Source organism: Heliomicrobium gestii (assembly GCF_009877435.1).
Lineage (GTDB): Bacteria > Bacillota > Desulfitobacteriia > Heliobacteriales > Heliobacteriaceae > Heliomicrobium > Heliomicrobium gestii.
Map to the genome: position 1 here is coordinate 1 of NZ_WXEX01000014.1, position 23,058 is coordinate 23,058.

General features: G+C 53.8%; 28 protein-coding genes and 1 pseudogene. 4 read left to right on the top strand and 25 right to left on the bottom strand.

The window, feature by feature from the left end; translation table 11 throughout:
• Window positions 1-4 precede the first annotated feature (4 nt).
• From GTO89_RS17470 to GTO89_RS17995, 3 genes and pseudogenes are all read right to left on the bottom strand, one after another.
• Window positions 5-386 (bottom strand): annotated as a pseudogene (locus GTO89_RS17470) (alpha/beta hydrolase); the annotation flags it as partial.
• A 22-nt stretch (window positions 387-408) separates the two neighbouring features.
• A complete protein-coding gene (locus GTO89_RS14405; RefSeq protein WP_161262797.1) occupies window positions 409-846 on the bottom strand; it encodes a VOC family protein in 438 nt (145 codons plus the stop codon).
• Between the two features lie 118 nt (window positions 847-964).
• The gene (locus tag GTO89_RS17995) at window positions 965-1,528 is read right to left on the bottom strand and encodes a CBO0543 family protein (protein ID WP_407929498.1); all 564 of its coding nucleotides are present in this window, start codon (window positions 1,526-1,528) and stop codon (window positions 965-967) included.
• 528 nt (window positions 1,529-2,056) lie between these two features.
• Here GTO89_RS17995 and GTO89_RS14410 point away from each other — a divergent pair.
• Window positions 2,057-2,206: a hypothetical protein gene (locus GTO89_RS14410; protein WP_161262798.1), complete on the top strand. Its 150-nt coding sequence runs from the start codon at window positions 2,057-2,059 to the stop codon at window positions 2,204-2,206.
• Window positions 2,207-2,303: 97 nt separating this feature from the next.
• Here GTO89_RS14410 and GTO89_RS14415 read toward each other — a convergent pair whose 3' ends face one another.
• The 6 genes from GTO89_RS14415 to dut form a co-directional block, all read right to left on the bottom strand.
• A complete protein-coding gene (locus tag GTO89_RS14415; RefSeq protein WP_161262799.1) occupies window positions 2,304-2,507 on the bottom strand; it encodes a hypothetical protein in 204 nt (67 codons plus the stop codon).
• Window positions 2,508-3,039: 532 nt separating this feature from the next.
• Window positions 3,040-3,297 carry a hypothetical protein gene (locus GTO89_RS14420; RefSeq protein ID WP_161262800.1) on the bottom strand — a complete coding sequence of 86 codons (258 nt, stop codon included), beginning with the start codon at window positions 3,295-3,297 and terminating at the stop codon, window positions 3,040-3,042.
• A 154-nt stretch (window positions 3,298-3,451) separates the two neighbouring features.
• Window positions 3,452-3,730, bottom strand: coding sequence for a septation regulator SpoVG (spoVG, locus tag GTO89_RS14425; protein WP_161262801.1), 279 nt, complete (start codon window positions 3,728-3,730; stop codon window positions 3,452-3,454).
• A 152-nt stretch (window positions 3,731-3,882) separates the two neighbouring features.
• Window positions 3,883-4,134: a SpoVG family protein gene (locus tag GTO89_RS14430; protein ID WP_161262802.1), complete on the bottom strand. Its 252-nt coding sequence runs from the start codon at window positions 4,132-4,134 to the stop codon at window positions 3,883-3,885.
• 55 nt (window positions 4,135-4,189) lie between these two features.
• Window positions 4,190-4,453 (bottom strand): SpoVG family protein, encoded by a 264-nt coding sequence (locus GTO89_RS14435; protein WP_161262803.1) that lies wholly within the window; start codon window positions 4,451-4,453, stop codon window positions 4,190-4,192.
• A 158-nt stretch (window positions 4,454-4,611) separates the two neighbouring features.
• Window positions 4,612-5,103 (bottom strand): dUTP diphosphatase, encoded by a 492-nt coding sequence (gene dut / locus GTO89_RS14440; protein WP_161262804.1) that lies wholly within the window; start codon window positions 5,101-5,103, stop codon window positions 4,612-4,614.
• 327 nt (window positions 5,104-5,430) lie between these two features.
• Between dut and GTO89_RS17475 the strand changes: the two genes are divergently transcribed.
• The gene (locus GTO89_RS17475; protein ID WP_235920492.1) at window positions 5,431-5,757 is read left to right on the top strand and encodes a Rossmann-fold NAD(P)-binding domain-containing protein; all 327 of its coding nucleotides are present in this window, start codon (window positions 5,431-5,433) and stop codon (window positions 5,755-5,757) included.
• A 9-nt stretch (window positions 5,758-5,766) separates the two neighbouring features.
• Window positions 5,767-6,405, top strand: coding sequence for an NAD(P)-dependent oxidoreductase (locus tag GTO89_RS14445; RefSeq protein ID WP_235920496.1), 639 nt, complete (start codon window positions 5,767-5,769; stop codon window positions 6,403-6,405).
• An 86-nt stretch (window positions 6,406-6,491) separates the two neighbouring features.
• On the opposite strand, the gene GTO89_RS14450 is transcribed toward GTO89_RS14445, so the two are convergent.
• The 3 genes from GTO89_RS14450 to GTO89_RS14460 form a co-directional block, all read right to left on the bottom strand.
• Window positions 6,492-6,911, bottom strand: a complete 420-nt coding sequence (locus tag GTO89_RS14450; protein ID WP_161262805.1) for a hypothetical protein — start codon at window positions 6,909-6,911, stop codon at window positions 6,492-6,494.
• Window positions 6,912-6,973: 62 nt separating this feature from the next.
• Window positions 6,974-9,169, bottom strand: coding sequence for a cell division protein FtsA (locus GTO89_RS14455; RefSeq protein ID WP_161262806.1), 2,196 nt, complete (start codon window positions 9,167-9,169; stop codon window positions 6,974-6,976).
• A 126-nt stretch (window positions 9,170-9,295) separates the two neighbouring features.
• The gene (locus GTO89_RS14460) at window positions 9,296-9,601 is read right to left on the bottom strand and encodes a type II toxin-antitoxin system HicA family toxin (protein WP_204758265.1); all 306 of its coding nucleotides are present in this window, start codon (window positions 9,599-9,601) and stop codon (window positions 9,296-9,298) included.
• Between the two features lie 190 nt (window positions 9,602-9,791).
• Between GTO89_RS14460 and GTO89_RS14465 the strand changes: the two genes are divergently transcribed.
• Window positions 9,792-10,274 (top strand): 3D domain-containing protein, encoded by a 483-nt coding sequence (locus GTO89_RS14465; RefSeq protein ID WP_161262807.1) that lies wholly within the window; start codon window positions 9,792-9,794, stop codon window positions 10,272-10,274.
• On the opposite strand, the gene GTO89_RS14470 is transcribed toward GTO89_RS14465, so the two are convergent.
• The 13 genes from GTO89_RS14470 to GTO89_RS17880 all read right to left on the bottom strand — a co-directional run bounded on the left by GTO89_RS14470 (window position 10,271) and on the right by GTO89_RS17880 (window position 22,907).
• Entirely contained in the window at window positions 10,271-10,834 is a 564-nt protein-coding gene (locus tag GTO89_RS14470) for a gamma carbonic anhydrase family protein (protein ID WP_161262808.1), read from the bottom strand. The genes GTO89_RS14465 and GTO89_RS14470 overlap by 4 nt on opposite strands.
• Before the next feature lie 131 nt (window positions 10,835-10,965).
• Window positions 10,966-11,187 carry a hypothetical protein gene (locus tag GTO89_RS14475; RefSeq protein WP_161262809.1) on the bottom strand — a complete coding sequence of 74 codons (222 nt, stop codon included), beginning with the start codon at window positions 11,185-11,187 and terminating at the stop codon, window positions 10,966-10,968.
• Window positions 11,188-11,202: 15 nt separating this feature from the next.
• Window positions 11,203-11,988 carry a CheR family methyltransferase gene (locus GTO89_RS14480; RefSeq protein ID WP_161262810.1) on the bottom strand — a complete coding sequence of 262 codons (786 nt, stop codon included), beginning with the start codon at window positions 11,986-11,988 and terminating at the stop codon, window positions 11,203-11,205.
• 40 nt (window positions 11,989-12,028) lie between these two features.
• On the bottom strand, window positions 12,029-12,847 hold the full coding sequence (locus tag GTO89_RS14485; protein WP_161262811.1) for a WecB/TagA/CpsF family glycosyltransferase: 819 nt from the start codon (window positions 12,845-12,847) through the stop codon (window positions 12,029-12,031).
• Complete coding sequence (locus GTO89_RS14490) at window positions 12,844-14,019, bottom strand: glycosyltransferase family 4 protein (RefSeq protein WP_161262812.1); 1,176 nt, start codon at window positions 14,017-14,019, stop codon at window positions 12,844-12,846. Before GTO89_RS14490 ends, GTO89_RS14485 begins: the two co-directional genes overlap by 4 nt.
• Entirely contained in the window at window positions 13,985-15,136 is a 1,152-nt protein-coding gene (locus tag GTO89_RS14495; protein WP_161262813.1) for a glycosyltransferase family 4 protein, read from the bottom strand. The genes GTO89_RS14490 and GTO89_RS14495 overlap by 35 nt, the downstream gene beginning before the upstream one ends.
• Complete coding sequence (locus GTO89_RS14500; RefSeq protein ID WP_161262814.1) at window positions 15,133-15,903, bottom strand: class I SAM-dependent methyltransferase; 771 nt, start codon at window positions 15,901-15,903, stop codon at window positions 15,133-15,135. Before GTO89_RS14500 ends, GTO89_RS14495 begins: the two co-directional genes overlap by 4 nt.
• Window positions 15,904-15,919: 16 nt before the next feature.
• Window positions 15,920-17,098, bottom strand: a complete 1,179-nt coding sequence (locus GTO89_RS14505; protein ID WP_161262815.1) for a glycosyltransferase family 4 protein — start codon at window positions 17,096-17,098, stop codon at window positions 15,920-15,922.
• Window positions 17,028-18,533: an O-antigen ligase family protein gene (locus tag GTO89_RS14510; RefSeq protein ID WP_161262816.1), complete on the bottom strand. Its 1,506-nt coding sequence runs from the start codon at window positions 18,531-18,533 to the stop codon at window positions 17,028-17,030. Before GTO89_RS14510 ends, GTO89_RS14505 begins: the two co-directional genes overlap by 71 nt.
• Window positions 18,530-19,810, bottom strand: a complete 1,281-nt coding sequence (locus GTO89_RS14515; protein ID WP_161262817.1) for a lipopolysaccharide biosynthesis protein — start codon at window positions 19,808-19,810, stop codon at window positions 18,530-18,532. The genes GTO89_RS14510 and GTO89_RS14515 overlap by 4 nt, the downstream gene beginning before the upstream one ends.
• Window positions 19,807-20,775, bottom strand: coding sequence for a UDP-glucuronic acid decarboxylase family protein (locus tag GTO89_RS14520; protein WP_161262818.1), 969 nt, complete (start codon window positions 20,773-20,775; stop codon window positions 19,807-19,809). The genes GTO89_RS14515 and GTO89_RS14520 overlap by 4 nt, the downstream gene beginning before the upstream one ends.
• A gap of 43 nt (window positions 20,776-20,818) precedes the next feature.
• On the bottom strand, window positions 20,819-21,490 hold the full coding sequence (locus GTO89_RS14525) for a sugar transferase (protein ID WP_328793923.1): 672 nt from the start codon (window positions 21,488-21,490) through the stop codon (window positions 20,819-20,821).
• Between the two features lie 169 nt (window positions 21,491-21,659).
• The gene (locus GTO89_RS17880) at window positions 21,660-22,907 is read right to left on the bottom strand and encodes a GumC family protein (RefSeq protein ID WP_161262819.1); all 1,248 of its coding nucleotides are present in this window, start codon (window positions 22,905-22,907) and stop codon (window positions 21,660-21,662) included.
• Window positions 22,908-23,058 lie beyond the last annotated feature (151 nt).

The window sequence follows — 23,058 nt, forward strand, 5'->3', positions numbered from 1 at the left end:
TCATTTACTTGAGAGATATATGTTTCTTTAGCCAATGTCTAAAAAATTCCATTTGTTCTTTAGTGTGAAAATAGTGTTCTCCCTGCTCCATTACTTGCAAATCACAGTTGAAGTGTTTTGCAAATGCTGATACCACATCAAACTCACATAAGTTATCTTCTGAGCCATAGAGAATTGACGTTGGATTATTCCATGCAACAATGGGGTGTTCTTTCACATAGCAGTAGTAATCCCAATAAAGTGATTGTCCAATAGGTGTCGAAACTACTTTTTTCCATCTTTAATCTATTCTCGCTTATATCAAACCACGTCATCATATTGTTTATGATGCGTTCCATATTTACCACGGGAGAGAGAAACAACGACTGTTTTAAAGGCTCATGCGAGGAACCGAATATAGTATCGCACTTATTTGATTTCCTCAGCCAACTCCAAAATAATCCCCTCTGGACCACGAAGTAAACATACCTTATAGCTCTCTTTATATTGCTGTATCTCACTAAAGATTTCCGTTCCCTTCTTTTTCAACTTGGCAACAATAGCTTCAATGTCTTTAACAGCAAATGCAATATGGCGGATACCCAGCGTATTTGCAGAGGGCTTTAGAATACCTTGATCATCCGACGGATTATAAAATTTAAATAACTCTATATTAGCCTGACCGTCTGGCGTCCGGAAAACTACGCATTTTGCTTTAACGTTATTAAGTCCAACAACCCTATCCACCCATTCCCCTTCCACTTCTCTTTCCCCTACCAATTCAAGTCCAAAATCTAAAAAAAACGTTTTAGCCACAGAAAGATCATTTATAACTACACCCACATGATCTATTCGATGAATCTTCATATCCCACATCTCCTGTGTTCCTGTTTTTTTTTGTGTTCGTTAACCAACTCAAATCAAGTTCGCCTACGATAACCTAACAGAAATCACACTCAGTTATGTCCTACAAAGCGGAAAGCCCTTAACGATCTGCTCGTTTGAATTCGTCATCCTGCTGTTCAAACCATAATACAGCCAACATTACCACTCTCATTACAATCATAACCACCCACATAATCAAGAAAGTGTGATAATATTTCCACGTATATAGTTGAAAGATTTCAAACGAAGAAAGCAAAGGTAAAAATAGGAAGCACAACATAGTTTCAGTAATAGTCGTCCATAATATGAAGGATTTCCATGTTGAACAGTATTGGTAAACGAGCATAGATATCAATGGAAACACCGTCAAATCATTAAGAAATAATGAGTGACCGAGCGGTAGCAGCTTAACACTATACACGAATCCCCCAATCGATGCCCCAACATCATCCATGATAATCCTTGATACTGCTATAAAAGAACCGAATAACAGTATGTTGGATAGCCTATGTTTATCCACATATTTCCACCATATCATGTAGCTAACCGCAATAACGATAACGATAAACCACCAACGAGTTGAAAAAAGATCAGCTCGCCATTGTGGGTATATAATTCCCCATAGCTGGAGTCGGAGATCACGAATTAAATCCGCAGTGTTCATTTTTATTCCTCACCTAATACCTAGAGTTGAAAAGCGTACCGAACTTGGTATAGGATGCCACTAGAGCAATAAATTATGACACCTTAGGGATATTTTTTTGCCATGAAAAGGCCTACTCATGCCTAGTTTGTTATAATGGTGACGAGAAGATTTCCGAAAGGCAGGTGCCTAATGCTCGACATGTTAGAGTTAACCATAGGTTCCATCTTTATAGTTTTTTTACTTCTGTTCGTTAAAGTAGGCATTTTCATTTTACTGATCATAGGAGCTTATCTTGCCTATAAAAGGTTTACCTCACCGGCCGAAGTCGCAAAAAGGCGGTATGCAAAAGGGGAAATCACCTTTCAGGAGTTGCAGGACATCCTAAAGAACTTGGAAGTAATGAGGTAGCCTCATCTGCTATCTTGCTTTTATCCCGCATCTCGCGCTCCTTTCCCACCGTGTGAACATTTCTCTCAACCGTAAGTTTTGATAGAACAGCATCAAGATTCACCAGACCTGTTGACCATTAAACAAGGAGGCTTTTTTGTGTTACAAGTTATCAAGCAGCTCAAGTCGATGATAGCTGAATTAAAAAATAGCGAAGACGCAAACAAAGATAATGAGAAAGGCAAAAAAATCCGAAAAACCATATCAATTTTGGAATCCACCATCGACGAGATCGACTATCACGTGTAAATTACGGGAGAAAAGGATCAAAAATGGATAGAAGCAAGAAACCGTCTGCTGGCCATTAGGGCCATTAGACGGTTTCTTGCTTCTGTTTGATCTAGCATCATTTACTCCTATGTAATTGTTGAATCACTTTCGCCTCGATCTGGCGAAGAGCCCATGGGGTTACTCCCTGTGTTTCTTCTAGTTCCTTTAGCGTCAACGGCTGTGGTCGACCGATCCCAAACCGTAGTTTGAGGATTTGCTTTTCAAAGACAGACAGATTGCTGGCGTCCATGGCTTGGATTACTTCTTCTATGGAAAACATAAATGCCTCCTTAACTGATTTGTCATCTCACGGAGATATTTTGCCTTAGAACAAGGCTGCGTTGTAACGCTTTCGTTTGTGACGGAATAATCTGCTTGGGGCGATCATCCGCCCTGTTTCCAGGATGGAGAGCCTCACCGGTTGCGCCTGAATGCTTCAACACACTGCCTCTTCTGAACAAGGAGGGATGAGCGTGAGCCACAATCAGCCGCCTCGTCGACCAAACTGGTATTACCCGCCCTTTGGGACCTATTATCCGCCCTACTATCCCGCCTACCCACCCTATCCTCCCATTCCACCTTATCCTCCCTATTACCCCCCATACCCGATATACCCGCGTCCCCCTATCTATTATCCTCCATTTCCTCCTTATCCTCCTCGTCCGCCCTACCCGGGTCCACGGCCTCCCTACGGTCCGGGGCCGCGAGGACCACGGTGAACAGCGTTCCAACGGCTTTAACCAGATTGCTGCCTCTTCAAGTGGTTGCCCCATTCCCAGCCTCGTCAATACGCGACGAGGCTTTTTCGGATACTATCGGTCACCTGATTCGGCATTTTTCATTTTTTCAATATCCGCTTCGAATTCCTTGGCCAGGGACTTCAGGGTGTCCATCTCTTCTTCTAAGAGTTTATACACTTCGACGGGAGGCTTAATGCCACTTGCTTTGACCTCGTCTAAAAAATCCTGAATCCGCTGGGCTGTTTTTTCACAAGCTGCTAGCGTACCGGTTAAAGCGACCAGTTGGTCGGCTTTCCGTTCTTTTCGTATCTCCTGTTGCCGTTCCGACAAAACGAACACACCTCAATCCGCACGTTATCTATGAATATCTTTCCCATTCCAATCAAATTTACTAAGTTCATCTACGTTAATCGTGGAATGTAAAAACCCAGACCGTTCGGCCTGGGTTACTGTAATCATATGAGTTCATCTACTTTTTCGGCGATTACAGGGCAACTTGCTCCTTCTCACCTGTGGCGGACTGAAAGGCCTCTAAAACAACTTCGGATAAGATAGCACGTGCTTCTTGGGAAATGGGATGAGCAATATCACGGTATTTCCCATCCGGTGTTTTTCGACTCGGCATGGCCACAAAGATCCCCTTCGGTGTTTCCACAACCTTTATGTCGTGAATGACAAATTCGTCGCCAATCGTAACCGAGACAATGGCTTTTACTGTGTTTTCCAAATTCACTTTCCGGATTTTGACTTCCGTGATGTTCATCCTCGCACCCCCTAAAGCTATTATATAATCATAATTTTACAACATTTTTTGATAGAGTCAACAGACTTATGATGAATTTTAATAATCTTTGTAAAGGTTTTGTTCGGCCAATCGGAAAGGGGCATTACAAATTTCCCACCACGTTATGTTCCTTACTGCTCAATCGACAGATCATCATCGGCAAGGGCGCCCTGATAGGAACGGAGGATCACCTCGGCGATGGTGGACTTCACCTGCGTTGAAATCGGTTGCGCGATGGCCGGCATGGAGACGACCAGCCCCGATTCCCCTTCAATGACCTTGATGTCATGAATGACAAACATATCATCAATCGTCATCGATGCGATGGCTTTCATATCACTGTCATCGAAAAGTTTCCGGATCTGTACATCTGTGATTCTCACCGGCACACACCTTCCCTTTATCTTTCTCACCGGTAGAGACCGGTGGGATGGCGCATTACACTTCTATGTATTCCATTTTCCGAAAGGCCTTGATGACCGTTTGGGTCACGTACTCCCAGGCCTCTTTGTTGGTTGGATGGGCCGTATACCGGATCCCCTCAGTGAAGGGTTTGCGCCGGGGCATTTCGACGGCCAGCCCTTCCGGCCCTTCAATCACCTTAATCCCATTGATGATCAGGGCGTCATCCAGTGTAATCGACGCGATCGCTTTGATTTTATCCAACTGCACTCGCGTGATTTGCACATCGGTTATTTGCATTCCGTAACCCTCGCACTGTTTCTCCCATAAAACACATTGTAATTACTATTGCATTCTATGTCAAGAAGACATTTCTATAATGACTTTCCAATGGTTAAACAAATACTATACAATCAAAAAAGTGAATAATACCGGATTGTTTACAGAGATTCGTTCGGTTACGGTTGAGCGGCAATCCCCGTATGACCGAAACCGCCTGTTCCCCGCTCCGTCTCATCCAGGTTGTCCGACTCTTCGAGTTCTACCTGATGGTACACCGGTTGAAACACCAGTTGCGCTACCCGATCCCTCTTGCGAATATCCACGTGTTTGTCACCGAGATTGATCAAAATAACCCCGATATCGCCCGTATAGTCAGCATCAACAGTGCCAGGGCTGTTCAGCAGTGTGATGCCGTGACGCAAGGCGAGACCGCTGCGCGGGCGAACTTGAGCCTCCATCCCTTCCCCCACTTGAATGGCGATTCCTGTGCGAACCAAGATGCGCTCGCCGGGAAAGATGCGAATGGAATCGAACTGCTCATAATAGGGATCGCCAGCGTTTTCCGGAAGAACAGCGTCCAAGACATGCAGATCAAACCCGCTGGATAACCGGGTCTGTCTTTGTGGAAGGATTGCCTCGCGATGAAGCCGTTTGACTTGTACTTTCATGGACGATGTCCTTTCTATCGTAACGATGTATAGTCGATGCCCTATTTGTCATTTCGACAGAGTCTATATTTCTTCCTTCTTGAGAGCCCTTTCTCCTCTTTCTCTTTCAGCTTGATGCATCCGATCTCTTCCATGTTTTTAAGCGTTTTGAAAGACGAGGACCAGGGGATAGGTAATATCGAAGAGCCATGAGGGGAGATGGCATTACCTGCTTTTCATGTATTCGATCACGCGCTAGAATGTGATTGATAGATCATTGAGCAGTTACCCACAAGTTGCCGAAGCCAGGCAAGCCATGGATACTGCCGTAACGAGGAGTGCTGTTGAATGAAGCCCACTGTGTTCATCTCCGGGAAGATCCCTGCCATCGCCTACGAGATGCTCTCCCGTCAATTCGATGTGACGATGCATGATGACCTCCGTCTTTTATCCAAAGGAGAAATTTTTGAAGGGCTAAAAGACAAGGACGCCTTGCTCTCTCTCCTATCGGACAGTATTGACGCCGATATCATCGCTGGTTCGCTCAATCTGAAGGTTATCGCCAACTATGGCGCTGGCTTCAACAATATCGATGTGACTGCCGCCACCGCTCGCGGCATCCCGGTCACCAACACACCCATCGTCTCCACTGACGCTACGGCAGAACTGACCTGAGGCCTGATCCTGTCGATCGCCCGCCGCATCGTGGAAGGCGACAAAAACACGCGGGCCGGCCGTTTTACCGGCTGGGCGCCCCTCTACCACCTGGGTACCGAAGTGACGGGCAAGACGCTCGGCATCGTCGGCATGGGCAACATCGGCAAGGCTGTCGCCAAACGGGCCAAGGGCTTTGACATGAAAGTCCTCTACTACAACAGGAACCGTCTCAGCCCCGAACTGGAGAAGGAATTTAACGCCGAATACGCGCCACTGGAATCGGTGATCACACAGGCAGATTTTCTCACCTTCCACATCAGTTACAACCCATCGCTGCGCCATATGATCGGCCCAAGAGAACTGCAGATGATGAAAAGGACGGCGTTTCTGATCAACGCCGCCCGGGGTCCCCTTGTCGATGAGGCCGCCCTGCTTGAGGCGTTGCGCAACAAGACCATCGCCGGCGCGGCCCTTGATGTCTATGAGTTTGAACCAAAGATCACGCCGGGACTGGAGGCTTTAGACAATGTGGTGCTTTGCCCCCACCTGGGAAACGCCACCGTAGAAACGCGCGACGCCATGGCCGAAATCGCTGCGAAAAACATCATCGCTGTCCTGACAGGCGGGAAAGCCTTGACTCCGGTGAACCCACAGGTGTACGCCTGATCACCCTTGCAATCCCCATATACGGAAGTGTGCGAACCCGGAGGGTAAACTCCGGGTTCGCCGTATCTTAAGCAAAACAATGGATTTCAGAATCGCCGCAAGGAGCCCGCGCCATGGGATCGTGACAACAGATATCCAGCGAGAATGAGGTTGAACAGGGCCATCAATCCGTAGTATCCGGGCATATTCCACCACCAGCCGAGCAGCAGCAGACAGATGCTGACCGCAAGCAGGCGGATGATCAGTCCTTTTCCTGAGGAAGCGCCTGCGTTGTTTTCACCGGGGTTATCATTTTCCGCAGCAAGGGATCGCAGTAACGGTGCTTGCTCCTCAAATTGGGCGGGCTGCCGAAAAAGCGGTCCGATCTGCTGGAGGAACGGCCAGACGAGAATGGCCGCCAGCATGGCCAGCAGATAAGCTTGGCCGGGCCCGCCGGGCCAAAGCGCCGACAGGAACAGATAGACAGGAAGAATGATCGCGAACAGCCGCAAGATAAATGATTGCATGAAAAAAATCCCCTCCTGCCGGTAGTTTTGCCAACAAGAGGGGATTTTACCCGATATTCACCTTATTTCCAAATCAGTTCGACGCGCCCCCGGTCCGGGATGGGTGTGGCGTAGTCGGCAGTAAAGCCATTGACACGCATGTCCAGCTTGGTCTTTCCCTCTGGCGGGGCGGGATCGAAATCGATCAGGGCCAATAATTCCGACAGGATCAGGTCGGCGGAACGCCCGGCTTTGACGACGATGTTATCGCCGTCATTCACCTGTTCCTCCCCTGTCGCCGGCTGGTTGTTGAGGGTAAAGGCGGGCGCCTGCCCGGGGAAAGACCACTCCCTATCATTGATGCTGACATGGAGGGGTTGGCCTTCCCACTGCTTCAGGTCGACGATCTCTTTTAACGTAAGTCCGGTTACACGGGAAGGGCGGATGTCGATGCGATCACCCGATGCAACAGGACTGTCCAGACGAACGACCTGACCGTTGATCCGCGCCTCCGGCAAGGAGACAGGAACGAGCTTTTCGACGCCGTTGAGGACATAGCGGATGGAATGGGATGCCCGTAACGCCTCCAGATCGCCGACTGCATCGAGCACCTGGGCCAATGTGTCCAGGGGAAAGTAGCGGATCTTCGCCCCGTCCTCCAGGGGGGTGTCCAGGGTCGCCTTTTTTCCGCTCACAGTGACCGGCGGGTCGATATGCACCCCTTGGCCGTTGATCACCAGATCGAGCGGCGTCAAGGCCGGCGCCAGTTGGCGAATCGTTCCGCCGCCATCAGCGCCCTTGCGGGCTTCTTCAAAACGGATCTGATCGCCGGCCCGGACGAAGTGGTCGATCTTCGCCGGTTCGCCGTTGACGGTGATGCGCGCCGGTTCGCCTAGGGTTCCCCGGAGGATTTTGACCTGACCGTTCACCTCCACCGTCATGGCCAGACCGGGCAAGCCATGGATATGGCGAAGACTGACACCGGCCGCCAGCAAGGCATCACCCACCGTGCCCAGTTGCATGTTGAACAGCCGCACCGGTTGCTCGTTGACGGTGACTTCGTAAAAGCCGAGGGTCTGGTGTTTGATCGAGGTCGCAGCGATTCCGACGGGGGTGACAAACTCCGGTCCTTTCATGTTCTCCAGGTTTCCCGTCAGATCGCGGAGGCTTTCCCGCCCCCGGACACCGACCCGATCCCGCGGCAGGCCAAGGGCGCGCGCCAACTGCGCCGGCAGCAGCGGCGTCAGGGAGCCGCCGCCGACGAGGATGACCGCTTGCGGCGCCTTGCCATTAAGGGTGATGATCTTGTCGGCGATCTGGCAGGCCAGGTGTTCCACCGTCGGTTCCAGCGAGGCCAACAATTCCCGGACATCCAGTTCCTGTTCGAAGCCGAGGACATCACAGGCGCAGACCTGCTTGCCCTCCAGTTCGGTCACTTCCCTACCGGGCGCGCTCTGCACGAGGGACTGCAGTTCCCGTTTGACCCGTTCCCCTTCACCGAACTCGAGCAGGTATTTCTGACAGATCTGCTCCGTGATCTCGTCACCAGCGACAGGGACCATGTCATAGGCAATCACGGTGCCCCCGGAGGTGATGGCGATATCCGAGGTTCCCGCGCCGATGTCAACGAGCGTCAGGTTCAGTTGGCGCATGTTCGGCGGGATGACCACGTTGATGGCGGCAATCGGCTCCAGGGTGAGGCTCTTCATCTCCAGCCCGGCGCGCTGGAGCACGGAAAACATGGAATCGACGACCACCCGGGGCAGGAAGGTGCCGATGACTTCGATCTCCGCCGCAAGTCCTCGCTGGCCCACCAGGTTGCCGATGGGCTGTCCTTCGAGGTAGTGGTTGACAACACTGTAGCCGACACAGTGGTAGTCGCGAACTGCGTCGCCACCGGCGCTCTTCAGTTCCTTTTGCGCCTGCTGAAGGGCCGCCAGTTCCATTCCCAGGACATCTTCCGGCGTGTATTCCTGCAGGGAGGGCGATTTGCGTCCCGCCCGCCCCCGCGACGTCTTCAGCGCCCGCCCGGCAGCGGCGACAGCCACCTCCCGCAACGGTTGCTCCAGCCGCGCTTCCAGGTGCTCTTTGATGCGACGAACCACCTGGGTCACCTGAACCACATCATGGATCTGACCGTCCAACATCGCCCGCTGGCGGTGTTCCTCCATGGCGGTATGTATGATGTCCAATCCTTCTTCTGCCGCTCGGGCGACGATCCCGACAACACTCCGGGTTCCGATGTCGAGGGCGAAGATATAATGATCCTGTTCCGGCATGTCCAGTCCTCCTGCATGCGAAAATGCCGCAGGACCTTTTTTCGACCCGGCGGCATGGTTTTCCTGCTCTTTTAAAAGAACCTGCCGCGCCTCCCCTTCCCTGACTGCGGCGTCAACCAGGGGCCGTCAAGCCGAGAGAAGTTCCAGAAACTCGTCCTTGCTGAGGCCGGCTTGTTGCAAGATGCCCATCAGGGTGCCTTTTTTCAGGTCTTTCTGGTTTCCCGGGACGGTGACGGCCAAAAGCTCCCCCGCTCCCGCTTTTACAAGCCGGAGGTGGCTGCCTTTTTGCCGAACCGGTGTGAAACCGTCCCGGGAAAGAACCTTGGCCACATCGAGGCCGGACACCGTAGGTAAGCGGCCGGACATCCCCAAAACAGCGTCACCTCCAGTTTCCTCTGGAGGCGCGACAGGATTCGTCTCTATTTTGTTCATTCGGACCTCTTTTTAGCGATTCCTCTTTTCCACAAACTTCCCTTTTCTCGGATTTGCGCATAAAAGAACGCGACGGTGATACCCTAATGAATGCAGCTTGCTAAAAGCATCCACGCTCCCACCATTATGCTGCAGGAGATGATGCATCATCCTTACCCGGTGGTTCCTGCTCTCCCTGCTGGCTGTGGCCATGGCCGTTCACCCGGCGTCGGCCTTTGCCGCTCCAGCGTCAGGAGGGCTTGAAGCCCTGTCCGACGACGAAGCGCCCTTGCGAACGTTGGCCCAAATGGCCATGAACGGATACCGCCTTTCGGCCCCCATGGAGGTCGATGCCTCCGCCTATGACGCCTGTATCCAGTGCTGCGGAAAGAGCGACGGCATCACGAAAACTGGTCACAAAGCGATCCCCTGGTACACGGTGGCTGTCGATCCTGATGTGATCCCCTTGGGAACAAAAATCTATGTGCCCGGCTTTGGCCGTGTCTTCGAGGCCCAGGATATTGGCGGCAAGATCCGTGGTCGACGGATGGACTTCTTCCTGCCCGACCACGAATCGGCCGTCAGTTTTGGCCGGCGACCCGTACGGGTTTTTCTCCTCGCCGGACCGGATCCCAAAGTCCCTGGAACATCCAACGGGACCATGGTCTGGGCGCCGACCCGCAATCAGCGCTAGTCGCCTTCTTGCGGAAATAGGCTGCCAGGGGGCGTGATCCAATGGAACCCCTGCTTATATTTCTCCTGCCAGAGACTGACGTAGCGGCGCGCATTGCCTTTGAACCGTTCCGCCTCTTCCGGCGTTAGGGTGCGCGCCACCTTCGCCGGGCTGCCCACGATCAGGCTGTAGGGGGGAAACTCCTTGCCCGGCGGGACGAGGGCATGAGCGCCAACGACAGAGTGTTCGCCGATGACAGCGCCGTCGAGAAGCACCGCCCCCATTCCGATCAGGCAATAGTCGCCGACACGGGCGCTATGAATGATGGCGCCATGACCGACGGTGACCCAATCGCCGATCTCCGTGGGATGGAAGGCGTCCGTGTGGAGGACCGTGTTGTCCTGGATGTTGGAATGTTCGCCAACGATGATCGGCTGTCCCACATCGCCACGGGCGACCACATGAAACCAGAGGCTGGCGCCTTTTTTGACGATCACGTCGCCGCCCACAATGGCGCTGGGCGCGATGAAGCTGTCTGGATCGATCCGGGGCGTCAGGGAGCCTAATCGAAAGATCGGCATCAGGGTCGACTCCTTTTCCAAAAAGATCTGCCAATGGATCATTCCCGCCTATTACCTATTTATACCGATTTTTAGACAAAACCCCATCGCTGCCGGTCCCCCGGGCCGCAAGCGATGGGGTTTTTCTCTTCCTACTTGGCAACTTTCGATTTGGCGCCCGCAAAGAGCACTGCGATGAGCACGAGGGGCCATCCCAAATAGAAAAGTCCTTTGTAATGCTGTTTCGCTTCTTTCCATTGGCGGTCCACCGTTTTGTCGGCCCGCATCCAGTACCAGAAGCCATATCCGAAGCCAAAATAAACGCCCACCAGGGCGATGGCCATCCATACTGTTTCCAGCATGCCTTTGTCCATGTTTTGCCCCCCTTGCTACAGTTTCTGGTAAAAGAAGGTCGCTGCCGTGCCGAAGCCCAGTTCGCGAGCCTGAAAGATCTGCTCTGTCGAACCGGTGAACAGGATGCCCCCCTTGCGCAAGGCTTGATAGAAGCGCTTGTAGAGCAGGCTCTTCGTCTCTTCCGTAAAATAGATGACCACATTGCGACAGAGGATCAGGTCAAAGCCGGATTCGAAGTTGTCTTTCAGCAGGTTCTGCTGCTGGAACCGGATATGGCGTTTCAGGTCATCTTTCACCCGATGAAAGCCGCTGCCCTGGGCCTCAAAGTACCTGGAGACCTGTTGTGGCGGAACATTGGCCAACGATTTGTCGGAGTAGATGCCGATCTGGGCTTTGCGGAGCACTTCCGTGTCCAGATCGCTGGCCAGCACCTTGTTGCGCATGTCACAACGCGATTCCAACAGCGTCATGGCCAGGCTGTAAGGCTCTTCGCCGGTGGAACAACCGGCAGACCACACCTTCAGGACAGGATTCTCCTTCTGCAACATGGGCAGGATCTTGTTGGTTAAGATCTCCCACTGGCCGGGGTTGCGTAAAAATTCCGACACGTTGATTGTCAGGTGGTCAATGAATTTGCGGTACTGCTCGGCGTCGCGGTCGATCAGGGTGAAATAACTGAGCAGATCATTGACGCCTTGTGACCGCGCCAATGTCCGGATTCGTCGTTCCATCTGTGGGCGCTTGTAATTAGACAGGTCCAATCCGCTTTTGCCATGTACCTTTTTGATAAAGACTTCGTATTCATCCCCAACAACGGTCACGGATTTGCCTCCTTATCAGAGTATCGTGCAAACCATCTTATTATTTCGTTAAGCGACTTGAAGATTCCTGCTTTGCCGGTGATAAAGGAGCAAGATCGTGAATCGCCCATCGCTGCAACCGGGTCAACTGCAGGAAGGCGTGAAAAAGGAACCGGGGGTTCTGTTTTAGATACCGTTTCCAGAGGCGGGATGGTTCCATCAAAAGGCGAAAACACCACTCCATCCCGATCTGCTGCACCCAGGGAGGCGCCTGACGAAGTGTTCCGGCGTGAAAGTCAAAAGCGGCGCCTACGCCCACCATGGCCATCGGCAGGTGGCCTTTGCGTCGCGCCATCCATCGTTCCTGTTTTGGACATCCCAAGCCGACAAAGAGGATGCGGGCGCCGGACGCAGCCAGTGGGCGTACATCGGATAGATCCTGATCCAATGCCGATGCAAAGGGCGGGGAACTGGCGTGAACGATCGGCAGCGAGGGAAACCGGCTTTTCATATTCACGATGAGCCGCTGAAGCGTCTCTTGAGAACCACCGTAAAAAGCAACCGGAATTCCCTCGCGCTCCGCCGCCTCACAAAGAACCAATGTCAGGTTCGGGCCATAGACCCGGCCTTGTCCCCTCAGCCCTTCCGCCTGCAACATCCAAACCAGTGGCATGCCGTCAGGGACGACCAGATCGGCGCTGTTCAGCATATCCCGATAGACCTTGTCGTCAAAGGCTTCCATGATCATGTGCACCGTTGCGGCGCACAGGTAGCGCGATTCTCCCTTTCGCGCCCAGTCGATGATGTTCTCGATGGCAGACCCATAATCTATCCCATCCACGCGGCTGCCCAGAATCGATCGCCAAGGGGTATCCATCATCCCTTCTTCCTCTTCAGCGCATCCCGGTAGATCGACATCAACGCCTGGTAGTTTTTTTCCGCTGTAAACCCTTGCTGGTACGCCTCATGGGCAGCCTTGCCCATCCGGCGAGCCAGTTCACGATCGTTCAGCAGGCGCTTCGCTTTATCCGCCAGATCCGCTGCGTTTCCCGGTTCAACCAAAAATCCCGTAACCCCATCAACGACAATGTCGGGCAGATTTCCCAAGCGGCTGGCGATGACCGGTTTCCCGCAGGCGTAGGCTTCCACAATCGTCCGTCCAAAGGTTTCGTGGCAGATGGAAGGGACGATGACGACGCGGCTTCTCTGCATCCGAGCCATCACCTGATCCGCTGGCAAGGCGCCGGTAAAGGTGACCGGAAGACCCTGCGCACGAATCTCCAGAGGGCTTCGCAACGGCCCGTCGCCGGTGATGGTCAAGGCGTGGCCGATGCCAGGCCAGGCATCCAGCAATACACCCACCCCTTTTTCTTCTGACAACCGACCCACATACAGGGCTTCTTCCCCTTCGGTCATATCCATTCCCACCCGTTGCCGGCCGTCAACAACGTTTGGCTTTACATGGAGTCGATCGGCGGGAAGGCCGCCGGCGATAAAGAGTTGTCGCGAGTGGTCGCCCGGGACGATAAAGGCGTCGACGGCCTCGCGCCAGAGGTCTCGGCAGCGGTTCACCTGCAACATGTGGGCGACCACCGCCGACGCAAAAACGGAGCGGCGGTAACAACCATGGACAATCCCTTGTACAGGCGTTCGACCGACACATCGCTCACAACGTCTGCCTTTGCGGAGCATGACGCCGTTCAGGCAGATCAGCCGGAAGTTATGAAGGTGCTGCACCGTCGCCGCGCCGGCTTGCCGGGCGCCGATGTGAATCGCTGGCGAAAAGAGGGGGAAAAAATTGTGGACATGGACGATCTCCGCTCGCCAATCTCGGACCGCCTGCCCTACTTCCCGGAGGGCTTCACGGTTCCATGCCGCCCGGTCCAAGAGCCGGAGCCGCTCCCACCAACCGTAGCTGTCGATCTGCCGGTTCGAGCGCTCGATCACCTTGACCTCGTGGCCGAAACGACGCAGCAGTTCCACTTCCGCCTGGGATGAACGATCTTCTCCCCCCGCGTCACGGTACCGGTTGTGTATGACGAGCACCCGCATTGGCCGACGCCCCCCGTAAACAGAGGATACGCTCAAATTGGCGGTGGAACCGTTCGTGGGAGAACGATTCCACAACACGCCGGTATCCCTTTTCCCCCATCTGCCGCCGCCTTTCCGGATCCTGCAGGAGGTCGATCACGGCTGTAGCGATCGCCGGGACGTCATCGGGATTGACACAGAGGCCGGTTTCGCCGTCGACAACGGCTTCCACGCTGCCATCGACATTGCCGGCGATCGCGGGCAATCGATGAGCGGCCGCCTCCAGATAGACGATGCCAAAGCCTTCCCCCTTCGACGGCATGACAAAGACATCACAGGCGCCATACATTTTCGCCAGTTCCTGATCGGTTACTGCGCCGAGAAGATGGACATGGTCCTCCACAGACAGTTTCCTTGCCAGATCGCGCAGGGCGCTCGCCAAGGGTCCCTTACCGACGATGTAATAGTGGGTGTCGGGAAAACGGCGCAGGATCGCCGGCAAGGCCAGGATGGTCTCCCGTTCCCCTTTGTAGCGATCGGCCAGACGGGTAACTGTCAGGAGTCGATATTGCACCGTTGATTCGTTCACCCGGAAGAGGCATGGGAATCGTTCTTCTAGATCGACCGCGTCATCGGAGGAAAAGTCGCGGAGTTCGAAGACGTTTTGCAACAGGTGAAAGCGCGACACCGGAATCGCGTAGGCCTCAGCCATCTTGCTTGTCGTATACAAGCTGACCGACACGATCCGATCGGCAAGCGACACCAGCCGGCGAAACAGCGGCGACGGTCGATCCCAGACCTCGGTGCCGTGGACGAACAGCAGAATCTCCGCGCCCGGGCAGAGCAGACAAATCAGCGGGTGAAGCCAGGCGAAGAACACATGCTGAACGAGCACGGCATCCGGTCGAAAGCGCAACAACTCGCCGATGAAGCGCAGGAGAAAGGGGATTTTGTTGCAATGAAAGCCCCTGTATGCCACATGCTCCCCCAGGTCTGCTGGGCAATCGTCATCCCACAGGGAGAGCACCCTCGCCTGCACACCGTCCATCTCGGTAAGGGAGCGGACAATCCGCTGATTGAAGCGCTCCATCCCGCCTGTCCGAGAATAGGCGCATAGGTTGATCATCAGCGCTTTCATGCCTGCCGTCCCTCCCCTTGGCTCGCCTCCGCCATCGGTCTGGCCCGCGCGAGCAGGTTCCGCGTCGGAATTGACGGCGCCCCTCGCCCGTCAGCCAGGTAGATCAGCCGATGAAGTCCACCCAGATACTTTTCTCGCAATCGGCCCAACCAGGTAGCGGCGCTCCAGGCTGGCGCCACCTCGATCGATGGGCGAGGGAAACCGGAAGCGATCAGGAGATCGCAGATGCTGTTTTCGGTAAAACCCAGCTCATGGGTCAAGTCATTGTAGCGGTAATAGAGCCCGGCGATCGAGGCCATGTTGACGGTCTGCAAAATCACGCTCCCCGACGGCCGCAACCGCTTCCGCACAACGGTCATGAACCGGGATAGTTCCTGCTTCGGCAAATGTTCCAGCAGGTCGATGAAGACGATCAGATCCCAGCCTTGTTCCGGCCCGGGAAAATCAGACAGTTGCAGCGCGTCGTGACGGCAGACGTAAGAAAGCCCTCGGCCATGGCAGACGCTGACGTTTTCTGTAGACAAGTCGAAGGCGTAGCGGTTGGTGTACCCCTTCGAATGCAGGAACTTTTGGAATGCGCCTTCCCCGCACCCGATCTCCAAAATGGCAGCCTCCTTGTCTCGGGGCAGCCAATCCTCGATCGTCCGGGAAAAGGTCGTAAAGACCACCGCTTCTGTCTCGGGCTCCAGCGCCTGTTCCCGCCGAAGGATGCTGTGGTACTGCTCAATCACCTGTTCTGCCGTCGTCGGCAGCGCCTCGTCTTTCAACGGTTTACCCCCCTGTTTATCCGACTTTCGCTTCACCCAAAGCGAACAGCAACGCCTTCCAGATCCCCTGCACATTGGCTTCGACAGAGTATTCATCCACGATTTGGCGCGAGCGCTCCCCCATCGCCGATCTGGTTTCCTCACTGGCAAACAAAGTGTCGATGCGCTCCGCAAGGGCTTGCGTATCGCCGACGGGATAAACGTACCCGTTCTCTCCCGCCCGGACCAGATCGGGTCCACAACCTACCTGGTCGCTGGCGATGATGGGAAGGCCCAGATTCATGGCTTCATTGACGACAAGCCCCCATGTCTCCCGGCTGGACGGTACGATCAGGCAATCGCCGGCCCCGTAAAAAGCGGGCAACTCGCTCTGGTTTTTAAATCCCACAAACTGGACGCCTCTGAGCCGCTCCTGTCGAACCCGTTCCTCCCATTCGGCTCGGAGCGGACCATCGCCGATGACCAGCAACCCATAGCGCTCCCGTTCTCGAAGCTTCGCAAAGGCTTGAATCACATCGATAAACCGTTTTAAGGGAATTAACTTTCCGCAGAAAAGCAGGACCCGTTGCGCCGGCAAAAAACCGAGTTGTCCACGAATCTGTTCCCGCAACGCGGTCTGGCGGGCCTGTGCGAAAAAGCGGTTGTCGACACAGTAGGGCGTCCAAAACATCTTTTCCCTGGCAACGCCATAGGCGGTGTAATAATGATACTGTTCCTTTCCCACACAACCGAAAGCAGCGACTTTCTGATAGAAGAAACGCCGGTGTTTATCAGCGAGCCAACGCAACAGCCCCCTTTTGGGCGGCGGCGTGTCCGCCCGGTAGAGCACGGGGATGCCTTTTTCAAGGGCTCCATGAAAGGCGTCGAGGTAAAAGGGATACTCCTTGCCCAGGAGCAGCAACGCATCAAATCGCCCGCTCGCCAAGGCATCCTTCACACCGGGACAGCGGTATTGAAACCGCCAGTTTAACCATGCCCAGGGTCGATTTTCCAGGAAGCGGTGGCAATAGCCGCTCAGCAGGTCCACATCCCACCGGACAGGGCGGTTGAAGTCCTTGTCGAACACTGCCTCGATAGCCCCGCCTTGGGAGGCGTAAAAAACCTCCACCTCCAACTGGGGGTGGTCATTCAGCGCCCTCCACAGCGGAACCAGGTACTGAATCGGATGGGAACTGACGATACACAGTCGAATCAATGGCATTCGTACCCCTTACTTCGTGATCGGCCCCTTTCGGGGGAGGGTGGCAGGCGAAGCCGCACCACGCCAAAAAAAAGGCATTGAAGAAGGTGGGTCCAGCAGTTACGCCAGCCAAAAACAGGCCGATCAACACGGCTGGCAACCAAAGTCGCCCTTGCCCCTGCGCCAGCGCCTGTTGCAAACACAAGAAATAGAAGACCAAAAAAGCGGCCAGACCGGGAACGCCGCCGGCAATCAGCAGATGCACGAGAAAATTGTGGCCGTCATCGGTCTGCGCGTTCTCAAGTTCTTCTTCCAAGTTGCCCGACAACTTGGCGCTCAGCACATACAAGCCCGATGAGGGGCCTTCGCCCAGGACAAGGTGTTCGGGCACCGCTTTAATAAACAGATCAGCCGCGTCCTTGCGGGCGCTCAAGGTGCCTAAGCTGAAGGCCTGCGCTGACAGACCGTCAGCAAAAGCTTCCGGCTCAAAGAAGTTGTCATAGGCCCACCCGCTCAACACGGTCAGGGCTGCGTAAAGGGGAATCACCAGCCAGGCCGCCTTACGCCGCAGGGGTTCTCCCGAACACCGCAGCGATACATAGACGAAGAGGGAAAGCAGCAAGGAGATCCAGGCCGTTCGGGTCAGCGCCAATGCCAGGGAGAAAACCAGAAAAACGCCGGTGATGAGGCGGCTCCCGGACGGCTTGGTCCAGTGGACGGCGAACCAGGAGATGATGGCCGCCACAAGAAAGTAACCGTAAGAAAAATGATCGGCAAAAAACGAGTAGGGCCGCATGATCTCATCAAAGGTGTAGGCTCTCCACACGTTAGACGCTTGAATGGAAAAGGCGCGAGAGTAGTCCGCCCACGCCAGGTCAATCGGGCTTGGCCCATAGAAAAATTGGTAAGCGCCGTAAGCGCCGGCAAAAAGGCCAAGTCCCGCCATCACCCGCAAAATCCGCCGCAGGGAAACGTCTTCAGTGACGCAACGGTAGGCGAAAAAAACCAACTGGGGCGGAAGAAAATAAAGAATCACCATGATCGCAAAAGACGGGCGGTTTAACTCATTCACAAGCACACCAAGAACGTAGGTCGACAGGTAAAACAGAAAGGCTTTGTCTATCCGGTCAAAAACCCCGGCGCCGATCCGTTCCGCCAATCCGCGCAACCCCAGCGTCAGGGTAACCCCTTGGCCTAAAGCCAAGGGAATATACTGAATAAAACTGTCAGCAGGATCGAACAAAAAAATCATTCGTTTGAGCGTTTCGACAAAGACAACCATGACCAAGTAGACGGGAAGGGCCGAGGGAATCGGCCAAGTCAACACAGCCCCCAGGGCGATCAAGGGTAACACCGCGACAACAACCGCTCCCCCCCAACCGCTGGTGACAGTTCCGGCGACGGCAAGGCTAAGCGTCCCAGAGAGCAGGAGCAAGCGCGTCCTGGTCATTCCGTTCGCTCCGAAACATTTTTTTCATCCAAGCCGGCTAGGGCCTTGCGATACATCATGTAAGTCATCCACCCAGCCATGAGATAGGTTGCCACGATGCTGTATGCCGCGCCGGCAACGCGCCATTGGGGAATCATCCACAGCGCCGTCAACAAACCCGTCACCGCTTGAAGAGCGATCGTCGCAAAATGCAGGTCAGGACGCTGGAAGGCGCGAAGGGTGACCGAATACACCGCTGCGGCGGCCGTGATCACCGGAACGAGGCCGATGATGGGGATAAGCCAAACATATCCGACGTAACGCCCTCCATAGATCAACCGCTCCAATAGATCGCCGCCGCCCCACAAGAGCAGCCAGTAGGCCAGGGCGCAGGCGGTGAGCAAAACCATCATGACAAGGCTGTTGCTTCGCAGCTGCGCCAGCTTTCCTTCACCAAAATCGCGGGCAAAGACAGGCAGCATCCATGTGCTTGCCGCAGTCACCGTCTGTGTCATGGGAAGCATGAAGTTCATCATCGCCTGCAGGATACCGGCCGCTTCGGCGCCTGCCCACCACCCCAACAACAGGGTCTGCGCCTGGGTTGATCCCAACGCAAGCAGGGACGCGCCTAGCAACCACCGGCCAAACATCCAGTTGGCCTGAAGGGTCCTTTTCATGTCCGCCCAAGGGGTCAACCCGTTCCACCAGCGACCGCGTCCAGGAATCGGTATACACCCTGCCACCGTTCCGGCAGCGCCCATGATGAGAAAGGCCGTTTCGGGCGTCAACAGGCCCCACTGGTGGACCCTCGTAGCGACCACGAGGGTCAGGCCGGCGTAAAGCCCATTGCTGATCACCGCATAACCGATTTTTCCTGAGATATACAATTGTCGGCGAAGGGTCCAGTAATACAAGATCAGCGGCAGGGTCAATCCTGAGGTGGTGAGCACCATGCCAAGCGGATTCTGTGGCCATGCGCAAAAGAGGACGAATCCGCTCAATGCCACGACGACGGCGAGCAGCGCCGTGAGCAAGAAGTGCAGTCGCAATTGAATCGAAAAATAGTCGTCCAATTGTTGCCCCTGCCTTGACGGCCCGAGGACGCTCATCGGTTCCAGAATCAGCGCATTATGTACGCCAGCTAAGAAGAGAAAGAGCGCATAGGCCAGCACGTAGGCGCCATAGCGATCAGGGCTGAGCCAACGTGCCAATAGGAGCCCAAAGAGAAAGTTGCTCCCCGAAAACGATGCCTGTTCCAAAAGGGCCCAGACAGCCCCTTTCGCCCACTCTCTCTTCACCCCGATATCGTTCCATAGACCTCTTGTTCCCTCTCACTCCGAAAAAAATCGATCGTCCTCCGCAACCCCTCTTCCAGCCCCGTTTTCGGTCGCCAGTTCAACCGTTCTCGGGCCAAGGTGATGTCTGGTCGACGCCGCATCGGATCGTCCTCTGGCAGGGACTTGAATACAAAGGGGGAAGCGCTGCCCGTCAACGCGCGAATCAGGGCAGCCAGCTCCAGAATGGTCGTTTCGGCCGGATTTCCGAGATTGACAGGCCCCGGGAAGAGGTCGGGGCCGTTCATCATCGCCATCATCCCCTCGATAAGGTCATCGACATAACAAAAGGATCGTGTTTGCTTCCCCTTTCCGTAAATCGTCATCTCCCCGCCTGCAAGGGCCTGCACGATCAGATTGCTGATCACCCGCCCATCGTCATGGTTCATCCGCGGGCCGTAGGTGTTGAATATCCTTACCACCCGGATATTGACTCCCTTTTCACGGTGGTAATCGAAAAACAGCGTCTCGGCGCAACGCTTTCCCTCGTCATAACAAGCCCTTCGTCCGATAGGATTGACGTTGCCGAGATACCCCTCCCGCTGCGGATGAACCTCTGGATCGCCATAAACCTCGCTCGTCGAGGCCAGCAGAATCTTCGCCTGGTTCCTGCTGGCCAACTCCAACAGCGTTAATGAACCCAATACATTGGTCCGCAGTGTTTTGATCGGCCGGCGGCTGTAGTGTTTGGGAGATGCGGGGCAAGCGAGGTTGTAGATCTCGTCTACAGCCATCTCCAACGGTGCTTCCACATCATGTTCGACGAGGAAAAACCGGGGGTGATCGATGAGATGGCGCACATTTTCTCGACTGCCCGTATAGTAATTATCCAGGCAGATCACCTCATGGCCATCTTGAATCAAAGCATCACAGAGATGGGAACCAATAAACCCGGCGCCTCCGGCGACAAGAATCCGCTTACTTTGCAAATGACCCATCCTTCCGAACCCGAGTGTGAACAGGCAAATCAGATCAATAGGCTCCGTCGCCCCTCAGGACAATCCCCACCGTTTTCACCAGGATCGTTAAATCCAATCGAAGGGAGCGATTCTGCACGTACCATGCTTCCAGTTCGATCCGTTGATCGAAATTGAGCTTGCTTCTGCCAGAGACCTGCCACAAGCCCGTCATCCCCGGTTTAACCGTCAATCCGAGTTGAAACAGTCGATTTTTCTCCTGCCCTTCCCGCTCATAGAGTGGTCGCGCTCTCGGTCCGACAAGGCTCATTTCGCCTCTTAGGACATTGATGATCTGTGGGAGTTCATCAAGACTCGTAGCGCGCAAAAAGCGACCCAAGGGCGTAATCCGTGGGTCTTTTCTCAGTTTAAAATATTTCTCCCACTGCGCTTTCATTTGTGGGTCCTTCGCCAAAGCTTCCCGTAAGACATCTTCCGCGTTGGAGACCATAGTGCGAAATTTAAGACAGGGAAACACCCTACCTCCCTGAGCAAGACGTTTCTGAACGAAAAAAACAGGGCCTGTCGACGATAGTTTGATGGCAACGGCGATAACCAGCATGACGGGCAGTACGATGACAAAAATCAAAGCACCGACGAAAAGGTCAAAACATCGCACTGCCAGGCAATCCTGAAGAAACATCTTCTCTTCACAGGTAGGGTTGCTGTACATAATGAATTCGATCACTCCCTGTCACACCTTGCTCCGTAGCATTTGTTTACCAGGCGTCCTCCCCACCCAAATAAATATATGATCGTACCCACCGATGTAAGCGTAATTGAGACGTTCATTTACGCCGCTTTTGTGTGCAATGGGGACAATAAGAGACAGCTCGAATGGCTGTCTCTAAAAAAAGCTACCCTGTACAATCTCTTTTTTTTATCATATCGCTGGAAAACTCCAAGGCGATGGCAAGAAATGACGATAGCACCAACCCTGCCAACAGTCCCAGGGCCATATTTTTTTGTTTATTGGGCTTAAAGGGCGTTGTGGGGGTGATCGCCGGGGACGCAACCTTGACCGTTGTTTCCCCTTGATTGATAAACCGGGCGATCCGGATCTCTGTCACCTTTTCCATGAGCAGATTGCGCGTGTTCGTATGCCGTTCGACTTCTCTCTTTAACCGTTCGTACTCCGTCTGTTTGGGCGCTATCTCTTCTTGGATGGATTTCCACTTGGCGTCGATCTCCGCAATCGATGCGACCAGCGTTTTCAGTTCCGCCTTTTTTCCTGCCAGTTGGGTCGCCTTTTGGGTTAGTTCTGTTTTCAGCATCGTATAGACGGGATTGATCTGTTCCACTTGCGTGGAATCAGCTTCAATCCTTTGAAGGGCGCCGCGATCCCTATGTACCGTTTGAGGCGTTTCCGCGATCCGCTTTTCCAACTCAACAATTTGCGCGCTCAATTGTTGCACGTCAATTTCCGCCTGTATCTTTGCGTTCCCGTAGTGAGTCAGCAGTTCAGATAGGTTTTTTCCCTCCTGATCAAGCACATTTGCGTTTTTCGGTTGGGCCAGAAAATTGTTTAAATCCTCCATCGCTTTCTGGAGCATTTTTTCCTCTTCGTTGGCCTGCTGCTCCAACAGGTGGCCCGATTTTGTGAGTTTTTGTATGTTCATCTCTGTCACATAGTCTGCGAACTCATTGCCCAGGGTGTTGGCCACGTCTCTGGCAAACTCCGGATCAGAATCAACAACTTTTACTTCGATCAAGTTGGTATCCTTGATCATGGCGACGGTCACCTGATTTTTTAAGCGAGTCGTGTTGTATTCTTGCAAACCCATGTTGTCGATCACACGCTGCAGCACTGTATCCGTTTGCACCTGCGCGACGTAGGATTGCATCGTAAACTGCGGCATCTTGGAAACGGACGAGATGACTTCTTCCAAGTTGAAATTGTCGGAAACGGGCCCGGTCTGCTTGGCGTCTCCCGCTCGTAAGATCAGCAGTACCAGTTTCGCCTCGTAGGCTGGAGCAATAACAAAAAAACTCACCAACGTGGTGATGGCAAAAGACAGCAAGGTGACAGTGAGAATCATCGGTCTGTACTTTTTTAGGGCTTGATAGTATCGCAATAATCCGAAATCGCCTTCGCTGGATTCCACAGAATCGTCCTCTCTTCTCTATGTTTGTGTTTACTTTTTAATCCTTAATTATTAACTTTTAAGATTAGTTACACTTATTTCCTGCTAAACAAATAAAAAAAATCCTTGGCTTTTGCCAAGGAATGACACGCAGTGGCTCCGCTGCCGCACC